The sequence below is a fragment of the Nocardioides sp. NBC_00368 genome, from assembly GCF_036090055.1.
Taxonomy (GTDB): domain Bacteria; phylum Actinomycetota; class Actinomycetes; order Propionibacteriales; family Nocardioidaceae; genus Nocardioides.
This window is the reverse complement of record NZ_CP107970.1, coordinates 413,123-431,542: the sequence shown is the minus strand read 5'-3', so window position 1 is coordinate 431,542 and position 18,420 is coordinate 413,123. Positions and strand designations below refer to the sequence as shown.

Genomic DNA, 18,420 nt, shown 5'->3' with positions numbered 1-18,420 from the left:
CTCAGTCTGCCCGGGCGGCCAACACCGCGGGCGTCACACCTCCGCGTGGGCTCGAGCGTCCTCCCAGCCACAGCTCACCGGATCCTCATGAGGACCTGCGGAGAGACGTACGACCTCGACCTCGCCGCCGACCTTCCACCCGAGCACGCAGTCGGTGGACATCCGCCCGGTCCAGTAGCCGGTGATCCCACCGGAGGCGACGTAGACCCGCGTCCCCTCCGACTGCACCTCGAGCCCCGGGAGATCGGTGAGGGCGCGTACGCTCGCCGCCGCGTCGTCCGCGCCCAGGGCCGCCTCGAGCCGGACCTCGGCATCCTTCGGCAGGTCGACGGACTGCGCGGTCGTCGTGTCGATCTCCGTCTCGCTCGGACAGTCGACCTCGTCGGCGGTGTCCCACTCGCGCGGCTCGGACCACTCGAAGCAGCGGGTGGCAGAGTAGGTGTTCGAGGAGTCGGGCCAGATCCGGGTGGCACACTCCCAGTTCGTCCGGCACTCGTGGTGCGCCGTGATCGCCAGCACGATCCGTCTGCCGTCCTCGGGGCTGTCGGACGCCACCAGGATCTCCACGTCTCCCTGCCGCTCCCCCTCCCGCGCCTGGTCATAGGCAGTCCTGCCGGGATAGGTCTCCATCGCGTTGAAGATCGCCACCGCGCGCGTGCGCGTCCGCGCTTCCGCCGGCGATCCCTCAGCCCACACCCAGAACGCGCCGACACCTGCGACGAGGGTCAGCGCCACGACGGCAAGCACGGCCCACAAGGTCTTCACGTCAGCCAGTCTCGACGGCCTCGTCGGGCCTGGCGTGAGCGCCGATACTCATTTTTCGGCGCAGACTGTTCCCGCGCTGCGTCTCAGGGACGGCGGGTGAATTTGATGGTTCCATCCGGTAGTCGTTCATGGACATAGGCCGGGTTGTGCGCGAGGCGGTGATGGTGTGGGCACAACAAGGCCCCATCCTTCAAGTCTGTCTTTCCGCCGGTTGCCCACGGGTTGAGGTGGTGGGCGTCGCACCATTCCGGCGGCATGTCGCAGCCCTCGGCCTGGCAGCACTTCTGCTGCAGCCGCAGCGCCTTGCGCTGGATCGGCTGGAAAAACCTGCTCGCCCTACCTGCGTCGAGGACCTCGCCGTCGCTGCCCAGCACCCAGGGGATGATGGTGGCGTTGCACGCCAGCTTGCGGGCCTCGGCCGCGCTGATGGCGGTGCCGTTGGTCTCGTCGTAGCCCAGGGTCGCGATCCCGAGGTCTTTGCGGAGCTCCTCCAGGGAGATCACCACGTTGATGGTGGTCGCATCGCCACCATGGCGAGGCAGGACAGCAGGGTCGATGGTCTCCAAAAGCCGGGCGAATCCTTGTCCCATGAGTCGTTCCCACGGCGGCAACGGGGCCTGCTTGTCGAGGAGTTGTTGTTTGCGGGGTTGGGCGTAGGCCTCGACGAGCCGCTTGAACCGCATCCCGACCGAGACCGGCAGAACACCGTCGAACCCGATCGTGCCGTCGTGGTTGTCCCACACCCGCAGCGCGGTCTTCTGCTGGGCACGCTCCTCCTCCGCCAACAGTGCCTTGGCTTCGGCGTCGTCGAACCGGGCGGGGTCGATCTCGGCCAGGATGCGTTTGCCGACGATCCTGAGCTCGTTGGCGGTCAACCGGGTGGCGTAATCGACCAGGAGCTTCTCGGCCAGGATCAGGTCCTCGGCACTGGCGACCGGATCGGCGTCGATCTTGTCCAGCGCCGTAGTGATCACCCGAGCCTTGTCCAGGGACACCACACCCTCAGCCAGCCCGGCCGCGACGCACTCGTACTTCGCGACACTGGCGGCGACCTTGATCTGCGAGCGGGCGACCGCCGTGTCGACCAACAGCTCGGTCCGCATCCACCCCGAGGCGTCCTTGGCACCGCTCTCCACGGCGATGTCACCAGCCGATGCGAGCACCCGCAGCTTCAACGCCGCCTGCTGGGCCTGGAGTCTCTCCAGCCGTTCGAGCAGATCTTTCTTCTGCCCGGTCCGCCAATAGACAGGGTCACTCGCGAGGAGGTCGTGGAGGGAGGATTCGATGGCACTCAGGGCAGCGTCGATCGCATCGCCGGGGTTGGTACCCCAGTGGTCGATCTCGCGCCCGAGACTCATCACTATCCTCCTTCAGAGGTGTGCTGTGATGGGTCTGATTCTACCTTCTACAGTCCAACATATCCACATATTCTCCCAGGTCAAAGGCTATTTCGCGGTCAGCGAACGGCATCGTCCATGTGGATGATAAGTGGCCCGAAGGGCCACCCTTCCACCCCTTCAAACATCGACCCAAACAGGCAAGAATCTCGCTGCGCCACACCCGGGCCGCCGCCCCGATAGCCAGCCAAATCTTTTCTCGATCTGGTCCGGAGTCCAGGACCGCGAAGCGGCCGGCGAAGCCGGCGGGCCGCAGGCCCGTCCTTGACGCCGGAGCAGATCGAGAAGACCCTCAGGAAAGGGTCGGCGGCCCATACCGGCCACGAAGAACGGTTACGCGCAGGGTGGTCTCGACAAGCTCGACCACCGGAACATGGTCTCGACAAGCTCGACCACCGGAACATGGTCTCGACAAGCTCGACCACCGGAACATGGTCTCGACAAGCTCGACCACCGGAACAATCAGTCGACACCGAGCACCCCCCACAGCCCCCGACGTACGGTCACAAGCATGGGAATCCCACTCGCAGACCGACAAGAGCTCCTGACACAGCCCCTGATCGCAGCACTCTCGGTGAACAGAGAGAACAGACAGGGGCCACTGACAGTGCCGATCTGGTACGACTACACCCCCGGCGGCGACGTGTGGTTCGTGACCGGGAAGGACTCGCTGAAGACCCGGCTGATCAAGGCCGCGGGACGCTGCACGCTGATGGTGGAGCGGGTGGACCCGACGGTGCGCTACGTGTCGGTCGAGGGGCCGGTGCGGATCGCCGATGCCGCCGAAGGAGAGTCAGAGGCGATGGCGCGACGGTACCTGCCGCCGGAGGCGGTCGGACCCTACCTGGCAGAGGCGGCGAACTTCCCGCCCGAGGTGACCGTACGGCTGTCACCGGAGAACTGGCTCTCCGCCGACCTCGGCGCCTTCTGAGACTCCGCCACCTGAGGATCAGCCAGCTGCCGCCGAACAGCCCGCGCGGCGGCCCGGCCGGCCCGACTGGCCCCGATGGTGCTTGCGGAGGGTCCGTAGCCGACGAGCTGGACGCGCGGGTCGTACGCCGCGGTGACCGCGGTCTGGACGTCGGCTGACTCGCGCAGCAGCGGGATCCCACCGTGAGAGCTGCGCAGGTGGAGCAGCGCGAGGTGGGTGATCGCGGGCCGGAACCCGGTGGCCCACAGGATCGCGTCGACGGGCTCGAACGCGCCCGACTCCCACCGCAGCCCGGACGGCTCGATCCGCGAGAACATCGGCAGCCGGCGCTCGTAGACCCCGAGGCGTGCGGCCTCCTGCTCCTGCGGGCGCAGCGAGAGCCCGGTGACGCTGACGACGCTGGCCGGCGGCAGCCCGGCCTCGACCCGCTCGGCGACCAGCGTCACCGCCTCGCGCCCACGATCGGCGTCGAAGTCCGTGCGCCAGACCGGCTCGCGCCGGGTGATCCAGAGCACCGACGTCAGCGGCGCGAGCTCGCCGAGGAACTGCACCGCCGAAGCTCCCCCGCCGACCACCGCGACCCGCTTCCCGGCGAAGTGAGCAGCACCCGGATAGTCGTGGGTGTGCACCTGCTCCCCCAGGAACGTCGAGGCTCCCGGGTAGTGCGGGACGAACGGCCGGGTCCAGGTGCCGGTCGCGTTGACCAGCGTGCGGGTGAACCACGTCCGCCCGTCGGCAGAGTGCACCGCGAGCAGATCTCCGACGGAGGTCACCGACGTCACCGAGACGGGGCGCTCCACCGGCAGGTCGTGCAGAATCTCATAGGTCCCGAACCATGCCGGCACAGCCGCGTTGGCCCGCTCGCCGGAGTCCCCCGGCGCCCGCCCGTCGGGGAGGTCGGCCACTCCGTGGACGTCATGCATGGTCAGCGAGTCCCAGCGGTGCTGCCAGGCGCCACCGGGGCGCCGCTCGGCGTCGAGCACGACGTGGCGTACGCCCAGCCGGCTGAGGTGGTAGGACGCCGACAGCCCGGCCTGACCGGCACCGATCACCACTGATTCGTAGCTCTCCACAGACACATCAACAACGCACCGAATAAATTCCATACCCACGGAATGCTGCGGGAACACGTTCTACTTGACTACCCTCGACTGAGACTCGGATCGGGAGGTCGGACACGATGGATCAGACACCATGACAGCCGCCGAGACGATTCGCGAGGTGCCACGACTCGTGCCCGGCGACCGCGGCCTCCCCTGGGTCGGCCGATTGCTGGACTACTCCCGCGACCCGGTCGGCTTCTACCGGCACCAGTGGGAGACGTACGGCCCGGTCTCGCCGTTCTTCCGGGCCGGCGAGACCGGGGTGGTCGTGCTCGGGCCGGACGCCTGCGAGGCGGTGCTGCGCAACAAGGACAAGGCGTACGCCAACGGGCCGGCGTGGGGGCAGATCGTCGGCCCGTTCTTCGACCGGGGCCTGATGCTGCTCGACTTCGAGGAGCACCACGCCCATCGCCGCATCATGCAGGAGGCCTTCACCCGGGATCGGCTCGCCGCCTACACCACCGCGATGCACCCGGCGATCGCGCAGGGCATGCGCGGCTGGGCCAACGCCCCGGCTTTCCAGTCCTATCCGCGGCTCAAGCAACTCACCCTTGACATCGCCGCGGACATCTTCATGGGCGGTGCGGCCGAAACCAGCCGGGCCGAGATGGACCGGGTCAACCGGGCGTTCATCGCCTGCGTGCAGGCGGCCGCCGGCGTCGTACGCGCCGATGTGCCGATGACCCGCTGGGGCCGGGCGTTCCGCGGGCGGAAGGTGCTGGAGGGCTTCCTGCGCCACTATCTCCCGGCCAAACGAGCGCAGCAGACCGACGACATCTTCTCGGTGCTGTGCCACATCGAGACCGACGACGGCGAGCGGTTCAGCGACGAGGACGTCGTCAACCACATGATCTTCCTGATGATGGCCGCCCACGACACCTCGACCATCACGACCTCGACGATGCTGCAGTACCTGGGCCAGCATCCGCAGTGGCAGCAGCGCTGCCGTGAGGAGTCCCTCGCCCTCGGCCCTGCCCCCACGATGGCCGAGATCGAGAGCCTCACCAGCCTGGACCTGGTGATGAAGGAGGCGCTGCGGCTGCGGGCCCCGGTGCCGGCGCTGATCCGGCGTACGGTCAAGGAGACCCGGCTCCTCGGCGTACGCATCCCCGTCGACACCGCGGTGATGGTCGGGGTCCAGTTCAGCCACATGATGGAGGACTACTGGACCAACCCGACCGTCTTCGATCCGGAGCGGTTCGCACCGCAGCGGCGCGAGGACAAGAGCCACCGGATGGCGTGGGAGCCGTTCGGCGGCGGGGTGCACAAGTGCATCGGCCTCTACTTCGCCGGCCTCGAGGTCAAGTCCATCCTGCACCGGCTCCTGCGCGACTACCGGTGGAGCGTCTCCCCCGGCTACCGCGCGCCCCTCGACAACAGCTCGCTGCCGTTCCCCAAGGACGGCAACCCCATCCACCTGACCCGGATCTGAGGAGACCGATGACGACGAAGACAACCGAGGCCCCGAGCGTACGTCCGGGCTGGATCGACGAGTCCCGGCTCGCCTCCTGGACCCGGTGGGTGTCGGCTCCGGTCTCCGGCGGCGACGGCGCGCTGACCGCGATCGCGCCCTACGACGCCCGGCCGACCGCCCCGGTGCCCTCGGTCACCGCCGCGGACGTCGCCGAGGCGGCGGCTGCCGCGCGGGCGGCCCAGCCGGACTGGGCCACGCTGGACCTCCGCGACCGCGCCGAGGTCATGCTCCGCTTCCACGACCTGCTGGTCGAGCGCCAGGACGAGGTGCTCGACCTGATCCAGTGGGAGATGGGCAAGGCCCGCTTCCATGCCTGGCAGGAGATCCTGCAGGTCGGCACCATCGCCCGCCACTACGCCAGGCGCGCCTCCACCTATCTGGCCGACAAGCGGGTCCGCGGCGCCATCCCTGGCCTCACCTCGGTGAAGGAGGTGCGGGTGCCGAAGAAGGTCGTCGGGATCATCTCGCCGTGGAACTACCCGCTCTATCTCGGGGTCGGCGACGCGATCCCGGCCCTGATCGCCGGGGCGGCCGTGATCAGCAAGGCCGACCCACAGGCCCCGCTGACGCTGCTGTGGGCGCGAGCGCTGATGGCCGAAGCCGGCCTGCCCGAGCACGTGTGGCAGGTCGTCACCGGACCGGGCGCCGCGACCGGCGAGGCGGTCATCGACAACGTCGACTACGTCGCCTTCACCGGCTCGACCGCCACCGGACGGATCGTCGCCCAGCGCGCGGCGGGCCGGCTGATCGGCGCCTCCCTCGAGCTCGGCGGGAAGAACCCGCTCATCGTCCGCCGCGACGCCGATCTCGCCCAGGCCGCCCGCGGCACGGTGATGGCGGCCTTCGCCAACACCGGCCAGATGTGCGTCCACATCGAGCGCGTGGTCGTGCACACCGACGTCTACGACGCCTTCCGTCAGGCGCTGGTCGCCGAGACCGAGGGTCAGGTGGTCGGGCAGGCCTTCGACTACTCGGTCGACGTCGGGTCGCTGGCCTCCCAGGCCCAGCTTGACAAGGTCACCGCCCATGTCGCCGACGCGGTCGCCAAGGGCGCGACGGTGCTCGCCGGCGGCGAGCCGCTCGCCGAGGTGGGCCCGTTCGCCTTCGCACCGACCGTCCTGGAGGGCGTCACCGACGAGATGGATCTCTGCCTGGGCGAGACCTTCGGCCCGGTGGTGGCGCTCTACCGCGCGGACAGCGACGAGGAGGCGGTCCGGATCGCCAACCAGGGCGAGGCCGGGCTCTCGGCGAGCGTGTTCAGCAAGAACGTGCGCGAGGCCGACATGATCGCCCGCCGCATCCGCGCGGGCGCGGTGAACATCAACGACGGCGCCGCGCTGGCGGCCGGCAGCATCGAGGCCGGGATGGGCGGCATGGGGTCGAGCGGGCTCGGTCGCCGCCACGGCGCGGACGGGATCCGGAAGTTCACCGACGCCCAGACCCTCGCCGCCTCACGGATGGGCCCGGTCGGTCCGCTCAAGGGGCAGGCGGTCGAGAAGTTCGTGCAGCTCGGCAACGGGCAGCTCAAGGCCCTGCGGAAGCTGGGGGCACGATGAGCGCGCCGACGGGGCCGGGGAAGCACAACCTGGCGGTGCTGGCCGAGGAGTCCTACGCCCGCCACGGCGACCACCCGATGGTCTTCTTCGAGGGCACCTGGCACTCCTCGGGCGAGATCGCCGAGCGGTCCGCCCGGGTCGCCGGCGGCCTACGTGCGCTCGGGATCGAGCCGGGCGACCGGGTCATGGTGCTCACCATGAACACCCCGGAGGTCTTCGTCAGCTATCGCGCTCTGTGGCGCGCAGGCGCCGTGGTGACGCCGGTGATCTTCCTGCAGACCCCGCCGGAGCTGCGCCACATTCTGGAGGACTCCGGCGCCAGGGCCGCGATCGTCACGCCCGAGCTGCTGCCGCTGATCCAGGCGGCCTCCGAAGGCCTCGAGCTCACCGTCATCGTGGCCGGAGGCGTCGAGGAGGGCGCGGGGGTGGTGGCGTACGAGAGCCTGGAGAGCGCCGAGCCGATCGAGATCGCGCCTCGCGGCGACGACGACCTGGCGGCGCTGCTCTACACCGGCGGCACGACCGGGCGGGCCAAGGGCGTCATGCTGAGCCACCGCGGCCTGTGGGAGTCCGGGCACGCCCTCCACCGGGTCGGGGAGAGCCAGGGTACGACCCGGTGGCTGCTGCCGCTGCCGCTCTCCCATGCGTACGGCCTGATCGTGGTCATCAGCGGCCTGCACTCCTCGCGCCCGCAGAGCTCGGTGCTGCAGCGGTGGTTCGACGCCAAGGGGTGGCTCGAGCTCGCCCAGGAGCACCGGGTGGAGTCGAGCACGGTGGTGCCGTCGATGCTGCAGATGCTGCTCGACCAGCCCTACCAGGACTACGACCTGGGCTCGCTGCGCTCCTTCGGCAGCGGCGGCGCACCGCTGCTGCCGGCGCTGCGGGAGAAGGCCGAGGAGGCCTTCGGGGTGACGATCCTGGAAGGCTACGGCTGCACCGAGTCGAGCGCGGTGATCGCCGCTTCGACGCTGGAGGAGTCGCGGCCGGGCAGCGTCGGCAAGCCGCTCTCCCACGCCGAGGTCGTCATCGCCGGCCCCGACGGGACACCGGTCGCGACCGGCGAGGAGGGCGAGATCTGGGTGCGTGGTCCCGGGGTGATGCAGGGCTACTGGAACGACCCCGAGCAGACCGCCGCGACCGTCGTCGACGGCTGGCTGCACACCGGCGACATCGGCCACTTCGACGCCGACGGCTACCTCTACGTCGACGACCGGATCAAGGACCTGATCATCCGTGGCGGGTTCAACGTCTTCCCGCGTGACGTCGAGGACGCCCTCCTCGCCCACGAGGCGGTCACCGCCGCCGCGGTCGTCGGCCGCCCCGACGACCAGCGCGGCGAGGAGGTGGTCGCGGTCGTCGCCCTCCATCCCGGCGCCCGCACCACGCCCGAGGAGCTGATCGCGTTCGCGAAGACGCGCCTCGCCGCCCACAAGTACCCCCGCGAGGTCCGGATCCTCGACGCCGTCCCGGTCACCAGCGTGGGCAAGACCGACAGGAAAGCCGTACGCAGCATGGTCCGCACCACCGAAGGAGAGTCATGACACGCCAGATCGAGGGATCCGCCGTCATCGTCACCGGAGGCGCACGGGGCATCGGCCGCGCCACCGTCGAGCGGCTCGCGCGCGCCGGAGCGAAGGTGGCCGTGGGCGACCTGGACCCGGACCTGCTCGCCGACGTGGTGGACTCGTTCGGGCCACGCGTCACCGCGGCTCGTCTCGACGTCACCGACCCCGCCTCGTGGCGCAGCTTCCTCGACACGGTCGCAGACCTGGGGCCGTGGGACGTGCTGGTCAACAACGCCGGGATCATGCCGCTCGGGTCGGTCCTCAAGGAGGAGGACGCGCTCACCCGGGCCATCTTCGAGGTCAATGTGCACGGGCCGATCAACGGGATCAAGGCGGTCGCCCCGGCGATGGTCGAGCGCGGCCGAGGCCACATCGTCAACGTCGCCTCCGCCGTCGGCCGGGTACCGGTGCCGGACGCGGCGACCTACTCGGCCTCGAAGTTCGCCGTCGTCGGCTTCTCCGAGGCGCTGCGTCTCGAGCTGGCACCCGCGGGGGTCGACGTCTCCATCGTCCTGCCGACGGTGGTGCAGACCGAGCTCGCCGACGGGGTGCCGCCGGCCAAGGGGATGAAGCCGGTCACCGCCGAGGACGTCGCGGAGGCGATCGAGTCGGTCATCCGCGAGCCGCGGCCGGAGGTCTGGGTGCCCAACTGGACCCAGACCCTGACCAAGATCACCCAGGCGATGCCGCGCCGGTTCCAGGACTTCGTCGACCGGGCCACCAACGCCTCGCAGCTGCTCGCCGGCGTCGACCCGGCGGCGCGAGCGGCCTATGAGGAGCGGGTGCGAAGGAACGTACGTTAGGACGATTGGCCCAGGAGACGAAGGCTCGATTGGCCGGGCGCCCGAGGCCCCGCTCTCACTAGCGTTCTCGTCGTGAAGAACGACGGACTCTCCGTGCCCCAGGGCGCGGCTCTCACCCTCGGTGCGGTGCTCGGCACCGGTGTCATCTCCCTGCCCGCGCTGGCGGCGAACGAGGCCGGACCGGCCTCGCTCGTGGCCTGGCTGGCCCTGATCCTGCTCTCGGTGCCGCTGGCGGCCACCTTCGCCGCACTGGGGGCTCGGCACCCGGACGGGGGCGGGGTGGCGACGTACGCCCGGCTCGCCTTCAACCCGCACGTCGCCACGATGGTCGGCTGGGCCTTCTACCTGACGATCGGCGTGGGGGCGCCGGTCGCGGCGGGGTTCGGCGGGGCGTACGTCGCCGACGCCTTCGGTGGCGGCCGGAGCATGTCGCTGGCCGCGACGGCGGGGATCATCCTGCTGGTCACCGTCATGAACTGGTTCGGGATCAAGGTGTCCGGGGGCGTGCAGCTGGCGATCGCCGGCGCCATCGCGGTCCTGCTCGCGGTGGCGGTCCTGGTCGCGCTGCCGCATGCCGAGCTCGGACGACTGACGCCGTTCGCGCCGCACGGGTGGGGCTCGGTCGGGACCGCCGCGGCGATGCTGGTGTGGGCGTTCGCGGGGTGGGAGATCCTCTCCTCGCTCTCGGCCGAGTATCGCGACCCGGCGCGCGACATCCGGCGGGCGACGTTCCTCGCGCTCGGCGTCGTGACGGTGCTCTACCTCGGGATCGCGTTCGCGACGGTCGCGTCGCTCGGCTCCACCACCGGTGCGGCGCCGCTCGCGGACCTGCTCGTCCTCGGCTTCGGGGAGCCCGCACGACCGGTGACCGCCGTCGTCGCCGTGCTGCTGACCATCGGGGCCATCAACGCCTACTTCGCCGGCGGCTCACGGCTGGGAGCGTCACTGGCTCGCGAGGGTGCCTTGCCCACGTTCCTGGCCGACCCCGCGACCGTCATCCCGCGCCGCTCCTTGCTCGCCATCTGTGCCGTGGCGCTGGGCTCCCTCGCGGTCATCTGGGCCGCCGGCACATCCACCGATGCCCTCCTGCTGATGGCTTCGGGCACCTTCTCCCTGCTGTACGTGGTGGGGGCGGCGGCCGCGCTGCGGCTGCTTCCTCGTGGCAGCGGGTCCTGGTGGGCGGCGGTCTGCTCGATGGTCGCGGCGCTGGTGCTGCTGGGTCTCACCGGAGCCCACCTGCTCGGCCCGGTCATCTGCGGCGGCGCCGGGCTGGTGTGGTCGCTGGCCCGCTCCCGCCGGGTCGCATCACGCCCAGCCCGCGAGCTCGCCCAGGCGCTCGAGCCCGCGCGGGAGGGTCTGTGTCCGGACGGCTCCGTAGCCTAGGAAGAGCCCGTCGCGGCCGGCCAGCAGGCGGTGGGCGCCGATCGTGTCCAGCGCCAGCCCTTCGGCCGCGGCGCGTTCGGGCAGGCCGTCGGGAATCTCCGCGTAGGCCGAGAGGTGCAGACCGGCCGCCGACGGGAGCACCTCGACCGGCCAGGTGCCGAGATGCTCGAGGAGGATAGAGCGGCGCTCGGCGTACGCCTTGGACGCCTTGCGCACGTGGCGGGCGAGCAGGCCCTCCTCCAGGAAGCGCGCCAGGGCTGCCTGCGGCTGGACGGGGCCGAAGCCGTCGCCGAGCTGCTTGGCCGCCAGGAGGCTGTCGACGAGGGAGCCGGGGGCCACCAGGTAGCCGGTGCGCAGGCTCGGCAGCAGCGACTTGGAGAACGTGCCGACGTAGATCACCCGGCCCTGGTCGTCGAGGGCGTGCAGCGGCTCGAGGGGTCGCTCGGTGAACCGGAACTCGCTGTCGTAGTCGTCCTCGACGATGCCCGCGCCGTGAGTGTCGGCGAAGGCGAGGAGCGCTCGGCGGCGTGGGAGGGAGAGGCGTACGCCGAGCGGGAACTGATGGCTCGGGGTCGTGTAGACGAGCCGGGCCTCCTCGGGGATCTGCTCGACGACCAGGCCCTCCTCGTCCACCGGGACGGGCACGACGCGGGCGCCGTGGGAGGCGAACAGGTCGATCGCGGACGGGTAGCCCGGGTCCTCGACGGCGACGACGTCGCCCGGCTCGAGGAGCACCCGCGCGACCAGGTCGAGCGCCTGCTGGGTGCCGCTGGTGACGACGATCTGCCCCGGGTCGGCCCGCACGCCGCGGTGGTAGGCCACCGTGTGCGCCAGCGCCTCGCGCAGTCTCGGCAGCCCGGCCGGCGAGGCGTACGTCCCGGGGTTGTGGCCGCGCAGCCGCGACTCCGCCGCGAGGATCCGCCGCCAGGTGTCGAACGGGAAGAGCTCGGCGTCGGGGATCCCCACCCGCAGGTCGTACGCCGGGACCGCCGCCTCCGCGCTCGTCGGCCGCGGTGCCCACTGCCAGCCCGGGCGGGGCCTCAGGGATCCGGGCACGCTGGGGCGTGGGCGTCCCGCGGCTGCCGCGACGTACGTCCCCGCGCCCACGCGTGACTCCAGGAACCCTTCGGCGACCAGGCGCTCGTAGACCGTGGCGACGGTGTTGCGCGAGATCCCCAGATCGGACGCGAGCGCGCGGCTCGCCGGCAGCCGGTCGCCCACCTTCAGTCGCCCGTCGGCCAGGGCGTCGCGCAGCGCGCTGTAGAGCGACGCGGATCGTACGGCGCGGTCGGTCAGGTCAAGCGCGAGGTCCACAGCGGGATTGGACCACATCCCTGTCGGTGGTGGGGGCTTTCAGCCCGGCAGCCCCAGACGCGCGATGATCTTCTCGGCCACCTCGGCTGCCGACAGATCGGTGTTGTCGATGACGAAGTGCGGGAGGTCGAGCGGGAACGGCACCTCGGGGCCTGTCGAGAGCTCCCAGCGCTCGTTCGACCCGATGACGTCTCCGCGTGCCCATTCGGTGTCGCGTTTGGACGGCTTCGCGGCCAGCCGCTCGGGCGTGCCCTCACGGGCGAGCCGGACCGTCACGTCGGCGTACAGCTCGACGAAGTCGATCCGCGCACCCGCCTCGACCGCGGGCGCGATCATCCACTCGACCTCCGCTGTGTCCGCGGGGACATCCAGCGCCCAGGCGAAGGTCAGGATCAACCCCGGGAGGTCGTTGGCCACCGCCTCCTCGATCACCCGCCTGCGGAACTCCCTCTTCAGCCTGTTGAACGGCTCGGTCCCCCAGTCGAAGACCTCCAGCAGCGGCTCGATCGTGGCGTGGTTGTGGAGGAGGCGGTAGGTCGTCCGGGACGCGATCTCCCGGCCGACGCTCATCTTGCCGACCGCCTGCGGGCCGAAGAGGACGACGAGGTGCATGAGGCCAGTGTGGCCGCTGAGTGTCGGTGGTCGCGACTAGGTTTGTCCTCATGAGCGACACGTCTGAGGCGCTGGCGCGGTTCAGCGACCCGACACGTACGTGGTTCCAGGCTGCCTTCGCGGCGCCGACCGCGGCTCAGGCCGGTGCCTGGGAGGCGATCGGGGCGGGGCGCAACGCGCTGGTGGTGGCGCCCACCGGGTCGGGAAAGACGCTCAGTGCCTTCCTGTGGTCGATCGACAAGCTGCTGACCGAGCCGGTGCCGGAGAAGAAGGAGCGCTGCCGCGTCCTCTACATCTCCCCGCTCAAGGCGCTCGGCGTCGACGTCGAGCGCAACCTGCGCAGTCCGCTGGTCGGGATCCGGCAGACGGCCGAGCGGCTGGGCGCCGACGCGCCCGAGGTGCGCGTCGGCGTGCGCTCGGGCGACACGACCGCGGCCGACCGGCGGCGCCTGACCACGACTCCTCCCGACATCCTGATCACCACGCCCGAGTCGCTGTTCCTGATGCTGACCAGCCAGGCCCGCGAGACCTTGCGCAGCGTCGAGACGGTGATCGTCGACGAGGTGCACGCGGTGGCGGCCACCAAGCGCGGCTCCCACCTGGCGCTGACCCTGGAGCGCCTCGACGCTCTCCTGGAGAGGTCGGCCCAGCGGATCGGGCTCTCCGCGACCGTGCGGCCCCTGGAGGAGGTCGCGCGCTACCTCGGCGGCTCCCAGCCGGTCGACATCGTGGCGCCCCCGGCGGAGAAGCGGTGGGACCTGAGCGTGGTCGTCCCGGTCGAGGACATGACCGCGCCGAGCCCGTACGGCGAGGAGGAGGACGACGACCCGCAACGGGCCTCCTCGATCTGGCCTCACGTCGAGGAGCACGTCGCCGACCTGGTCACCGCCCACCGCTCCACGATCGTCTTCGCCAACTCCCGCCGGATCGCGGAACGGCTGACCGCTCGCCTGAACGAGATCGCCTCCGACCGGGTCTTCGAGACCGGTCCGCCGCCCGCGCAGGTGATGGCGCAGTCGGGGCAGTCCCACGGAGCGGCTCCGGTGATCGCCAAGGCCCACCACGGCAGCGTGTCGAAGGAGCAGCGGGCGCTGATCGAGGACGACCTCAAGTCCGGCCGGCTGCCGGCGGTGGTCGCGACATCGAGCCTCGAGCTCGGCATCGACATGGGGGCGGTCGACCTCGTCGTCCAGATCGAGTCACCACCCAGCGTCGCCTCCGCGCTCCAGCGCGTCGGGCGGGCCGGCCACCAGGTCGGCGAGGTGTCCCGCGGGGTGCTCTTCCCGAAGCACCGCGGCGACCTGGCCCAGACGGCGGTCTCGGTGCGGCGGATGCGCGCCGGGCTGATCGAGTCGATGAGCCTGCCGGCCAACCCGCTCGATGTGCTCGCCCAGCAGATCGTGGCCGCCACGGCGCTGGACACCTGGGACGTCGACGAGCTGTTCGCGCTGGTCCGGAGGACGGCGTCGTACGCAACGCTCCCCCGCTCCGCCTACGATGCGACCCTCGACCTGCTCGCCGGGCGCTACCCGAGCGAGGAGTTCGCCGAGCTGCGACCGCGGATCGTGTGGGACCGCGTCGCCGGCACCGTGACCGGGCGCCCTGGGGCGCAGCGGCTGGCCGTCACAAGCGGCGGCACCATCCCCGACCGCGGTCTCTTCGGCGTCTACCTGGTGGGTGAGGGGGTGGGCCGACGGGTCGGCGAGCTCGACGAGGAGATGGTCTACGAGTCACGAGTCGGTGACGTCTTCGCGCTGGGCGCGACATCCTGGCGGATCGAGGACATCACCCACGACCGCGTGCTGGTGACCCCGGCGCCCGGGATCCCCGGCCGGCTGCCCTTCTGGAAGGGCGACTCGCTGGGCCGGCCCGCCGAGCTCGGCGAGGCCGTCGGCGCCTACACCCGCGAGCTCGCCGCGATGCCCGCGAAGAAGGCGGAAGCGCGGGCGCAGGAGGACGGCCTCGACGCCTATGCGGCCGCCAACCTGGTCACCTACCTGCACGAGCAGGCCGAGGCCACCAACGTCCTCCCCTCCGACAGCACCATCGTCGTCGAGCGGTTCCGTGACGAGCTCGGCGACTGGCGGCTGGTGGTCCACTCCCCCTACGGCCGCCCGGTCCATGCGCCGTGGGCGCTGGCGATCAACGCCCGGATCCGGGAGCGCTACGGGGTCGACGGCCAGGCGATCGACAGCGACGACGGCATCGTGATCCGGCTGCCCGACACCGACGCCGAGGCGCCGACCGGCGAGCTCATCGTCTTCGAGCCCGACGAGATCGAGGATCTGGTCACCACCGAGGTCGGCGGGTCTGCGCTCTTCGCCAGCAGGTTCCGCGAGTGCGCGGCGCGAGCGCTGCTGCTCCCCCGCCGCGACCCCGGCCGCCGCTCGCCGCTGTGGCAGCAGCGCCAGCGCTCGGCCGCGCTGCTCGAGGTCGCCTCGCAGTACCCGAGCTTCCCGATCATCCTCGAAGCCGTGCGCGAGTGTCTCCGCGACGTCTACGACCTCCCCTCTCTCGTCGGCCTCCTCCAGCGGATCGAGCGCCGCGAGATCTCCATCGTCGACGTCGCCACCCCGACCCCGTCTCCCTACGCCCAGTCGCTGCTGTTCGGCTACGTCGCCCAGTTCCTCTACGAGGGCGACTCCCCGCTCGCCGAGCGCCGTGCCGCCGCGCTCACCCTCGACCAGGGTCTCCTCGCCGAGCTCCTGGGCCGAGCCGAGCTCCGCGAGCTCCTCGACCCCGAGGTCCTGGCCGAGGTCGAGTCCGAGCTCCAGCGCCTCGCCCCCGGCCGGCAGGCCCGCGGCGCCGAAGGCATCACCGACCTCATCCGCACCATCGGCCCTCTCACCCTCGACGAGATCACCGCCCGCGCCACCCTGCCCCCAGCCGAATCTGCAGTTGTGGCGGACGAAACCGTAGATACGGACGACGAGTCTGTAGTTGTGGGTGACGGAAGTAGAGCTTCGGCGCCCACAACTACAGACTCGCGCGCCATAACTACCGACTCGGCCGCCACAGCTGAGGTCTCGGCGGTGCTGGACAGCCTGGCCACAGCGCGGCGGGTGGTCGAGGTGCGGGTCGCCGGGGAGGCCCGGTGGGCGGTGGTCGAGGATGTGGCCAGGCTCAGGGACGGGCTGGGGGTGGCGGTTCCTCCGGGCGTACCGTCCGCGTTCACCGAGCCCGTCGAGGACCCGGTCGGCGACCTGGTCTCGCGCTACGCACGTTCGCACGGGCCGTTCACGGCCGCCGACGTGGCCTCCAGGCTGGGGCTGGGCGAGGCGGTGGTCCGGCACACCCTGGCGCGGCTCTCGGCCCGAGGTCGGGTGCTCGACGGGGAGTTCCGGCCGGGCGGCAGCGGCCTGGAGTGGTGTGATGCCGAGGTGCTGCGGATGCTGCGCCGGCGCTCGCTGGCCCGGCTGCGCAAGGAGGTCGAGCCGGTCGAGCCGGCAGCACTGGGCAGGTTCCTGCCGGCATGGCAGAAGACGTCCGTACGCAAGGGGGCGCTGCGTGGCGTCGACGGGGTGCTGACCGTCGTCGACCAGCTCGCGGGCTGCCCGGTCCCGGCCAGCGCGCTGGAGAGCCTGATCCTGCCCGCCCGGGTGGTCGACTACGAGCCTGCGTTCCTCGACGAGCTGACCTCCGGTGGCGAGGTGCTCTGGGCCGGTCACGGCACCCTACCCGGCACCGACGGCTGGGTCTCGCTGCACCCGGCCGACACCGCCGAACTGACCCTGCCACCACCCACCGAGATGCCGCCCGGCCCGCTCGCCGAGCGCATCCTCGAAGCCCTCGAGCCCGGCGGCGCCTGGTTCTTCCACCAGCTCGCCCGGACCGTCGCGGCGGGCGACGAGAAGACCCCGAGCGACGCCGACCTGAGCGCGGCACTGTGGGAGCTGGTCTGGTCGGGCCGGGTCAGCAACGACACGCTGCTGCCGCTGCGGGCGCTGACCCGCTCCGGCACGCCCTCGCACCGCTCCCGGCGCCCACCGCCGCGCGCTCGCGGTGGCCGCTACACCGGCGGCGCGCGGATGCCCGCCCGGGCCAGTCTTCCGGAGACGGCCGGGCGCTGGACGATCCTGCCCGAGCCGGACCCCGATCCGACCAAGCGCGCCCATGCCGCCGCCGAGCGGCTGCTGGACCGCCACGGCGTGGTCACCCGCGGCGCGGTCCAGTCCGAGCGCACACCCGGTGGGTTCGCCGCGGTCTACAAGGTGCTCAGCGCCTTCGAGGAATCCGGAAGAGCCAGGCGGGGTTACTTCGTCGAGGGCCTGGGCGCCGCCCAGTTCGGCACGGCGGGCTCGGTCGACCGGCTGCGTACGTTCTCCCGGGTCGAGCCGAGCGACAAGCCGGTCGCCCTCGCACTCGCCGCGACCGACCCGGCCAACCCCTACGGCGCGGCGCTCCCCTGGCCGGTCTCGGAGGAGGGCCACCGGCCCGGTCGCAAGGCGGGCGCGATCGTGGTGCTGGTCGACGGCGAGCTGGCGCTGTACGTCGAGCGCGGCGGCCGCACGCTGCTGACCTGGTCCGAGGACCCCAACCTCCTCGAGCCCGCCGCCGAGGCACTGGCCGACGCCGTGCGCCGGGGCGCGCTGGGACGCCTCACGGTCGAGAAGGCCGACGGCGCCCCGCTGCTCGGGTCCGGCGAGACCCCGCTGCGCCAGGCGCTGCAGTACGCCGGCTTCATCGCCACCCCGCGCGGCCTGCGCCTGACGTCGCAGATCAGGTGAGGACGTGCCGGAAGGCGACGCCGTGCTCCGCACCGCCCGTTCCCTCGACAAGGGGCTGGCGGGGCAGGTGCTGACGCGTACGGACTTCCGGGTGCCGCAGCTGGCCACGGCCGACCTGGCCGGCGGCACCGTTCAGGGCACGGTGACGCGCGGCAAGCACCTGCTGACCCGGATCGACCACCGCACCGGCGAGTGGACGCTGCACACCCACCTGAAGATGGAAGGGTCCTGGCGGATCCTCGAGGCCGGCCGGCGTTGGCCGAAGCCCGGCTTCCAGGCTCGGGTGGTGCTCCGCACCGAGCGGATCGAGGCGGTCGGCTTCCTCCTCGGCATCGTCGAACTGGTCCCCCGCGATCAGGAGGAGCGGCTGGTCGCCCACCTCGGCCCGGACATCCTCGCCGGCGACTGGGACCCCGACACGGCCCTCGCGCGCCTCCGCCGCCAGCCGGACCGGTCGCTCTTCGAGGCCCTGCGCGACCAGACCAACCTCGCCGGGATCGGCACGATCTACGCCGCGGAGACGTGCTTCATCGCCGGGATCAACCCGCTACGTACCGTCGAGGACGCCGGCGACAGGCTCCCCCGGATCCTCCAGCGCACCCGTGAGCTGATGCAGGCCGACTGGTCCCGCTCCCGCCAGATGTGGGTCTACGGCCGCCGGGCCTGTCGCCGCTGCGGCGGCACCGTCACCGTGGCCAGGGTCGGGCCGCCCGGCAAGGAGCGCCCGGCCTACTACTGCGCGAGCTGCCAGGCCTAGTTGTACTCGGCCATGAGGTTGGTGACACTCCGG

The 18,420-nt window shown here is 71.4% G+C and carries 13 protein-coding genes; 8 read left to right on the top strand and 5 right to left on the bottom strand.

Going from position 1 to position 18,420, the window contains the following annotated elements; genetic code table 11:
• Nucleotides 1-33: 33 nt before the first annotated feature.
• On the bottom strand, nucleotides 34-765 hold the full coding sequence (locus OG984_RS02020) for a hypothetical protein (RefSeq protein ID WP_328530010.1): 732 nt from the start codon (nucleotides 763-765) through the stop codon (nucleotides 34-36).
• Between the two features lie 83 nt (nucleotides 766-848).
• A complete protein-coding gene (locus OG984_RS02015; RefSeq protein ID WP_328530009.1) occupies nucleotides 849-2,123 on the bottom strand; it encodes an HNH endonuclease signature motif containing protein in 1,275 nt (424 codons plus the stop codon).
• Between the two features lie 550 nt (nucleotides 2,124-2,673).
• On the opposite strand from OG984_RS02015, the gene OG984_RS02010 reads away from it, so the two are divergent.
• The gene (locus tag OG984_RS02010) at nucleotides 2,674-3,093 is read left to right on the top strand and encodes a pyridoxamine 5'-phosphate oxidase family protein (protein WP_328530008.1); all 420 of its coding nucleotides are present in this window, start codon (nucleotides 2,674-2,676) and stop codon (nucleotides 3,091-3,093) included.
• On the opposite strand, the gene OG984_RS02005 is transcribed toward OG984_RS02010, so the two are convergent.
• Nucleotides 3,003-4,166, bottom strand: coding sequence for an NAD(P)-binding domain-containing protein (locus OG984_RS02005; protein ID WP_328530007.1), 1,164 nt, complete (start codon nucleotides 4,164-4,166; stop codon nucleotides 3,003-3,005). The two genes, OG984_RS02010 and OG984_RS02005, sit on opposite strands and share 91 nt — an antisense overlap.
• A gap of 121 nt (nucleotides 4,167-4,287) precedes the next feature.
• On the opposite strand from OG984_RS02005, the gene OG984_RS02000 reads away from it, so the two are divergent.
• From OG984_RS02000 to OG984_RS01980, 5 genes are all read left to right on the top strand, one after another.
• A complete protein-coding gene (locus tag OG984_RS02000) occupies nucleotides 4,288-5,628 on the top strand; it encodes a cytochrome P450 (protein WP_328530006.1) in 1,341 nt (446 codons plus the stop codon).
• Nucleotides 5,629-5,636: 8 nt separating this feature from the next.
• Nucleotides 5,637-7,226 (top strand): succinic semialdehyde dehydrogenase, encoded by a 1,590-nt coding sequence (locus tag OG984_RS01995; RefSeq protein ID WP_328530005.1) that lies wholly within the window; start codon nucleotides 5,637-5,639, stop codon nucleotides 7,224-7,226.
• Complete coding sequence (locus OG984_RS01990) at nucleotides 7,223-8,767, top strand: class I adenylate-forming enzyme family protein (RefSeq protein ID WP_328530004.1); 1,545 nt, start codon at nucleotides 7,223-7,225, stop codon at nucleotides 8,765-8,767. The genes OG984_RS01995 and OG984_RS01990 overlap by 4 nt, the downstream gene beginning before the upstream one ends.
• Nucleotides 8,764-9,594, top strand: a complete 831-nt coding sequence (locus OG984_RS01985) for an SDR family oxidoreductase (RefSeq protein WP_328530003.1) — start codon at nucleotides 8,764-8,766, stop codon at nucleotides 9,592-9,594. Before OG984_RS01990 ends, OG984_RS01985 begins: the two co-directional genes overlap by 4 nt.
• Nucleotides 9,595-9,666: 72 nt before the next feature.
• The gene (locus OG984_RS01980; protein WP_328530002.1) at nucleotides 9,667-10,977 is read left to right on the top strand and encodes an APC family permease; all 1,311 of its coding nucleotides are present in this window, start codon (nucleotides 9,667-9,669) and stop codon (nucleotides 10,975-10,977) included.
• Here OG984_RS01980 and pdxR read toward each other — a convergent pair.
• Entirely contained in the window at nucleotides 10,900-12,291 is a 1,392-nt protein-coding gene (pdxR, locus tag OG984_RS01975) for a MocR-like pyridoxine biosynthesis transcription factor PdxR (protein ID WP_328530001.1), read from the bottom strand. The two genes, OG984_RS01980 and pdxR, sit on opposite strands and share 78 nt — an antisense overlap.
• Nucleotides 12,292-12,330: 39 nt before the next feature.
• Entirely contained in the window at nucleotides 12,331-12,903 is a 573-nt protein-coding gene (locus OG984_RS01970; protein WP_328530000.1) for a hypothetical protein, read from the bottom strand.
• A 50-nt stretch (nucleotides 12,904-12,953) separates the two neighbouring features.
• Between OG984_RS01970 and OG984_RS01965 the strand changes: the two genes are divergently transcribed.
• Together OG984_RS01965 and OG984_RS01960 are read left to right on the top strand one after the other, a co-directional pair.
• Nucleotides 12,954-17,630: an Lhr family ATP-dependent helicase gene (locus tag OG984_RS01965; protein WP_328529999.1), complete on the top strand. Its 4,677-nt coding sequence runs from the start codon at nucleotides 12,954-12,956 to the stop codon at nucleotides 17,628-17,630.
• Between the two features lie 4 nt (nucleotides 17,631-17,634).
• On the top strand, nucleotides 17,635-18,387 hold the full coding sequence (locus tag OG984_RS01960) for a DNA-formamidopyrimidine glycosylase family protein (RefSeq protein WP_328529998.1): 753 nt from the start codon (nucleotides 17,635-17,637) through the stop codon (nucleotides 18,385-18,387).
• The last annotated feature ends 33 nt before the right edge of the window (nucleotides 18,388-18,420 follow it).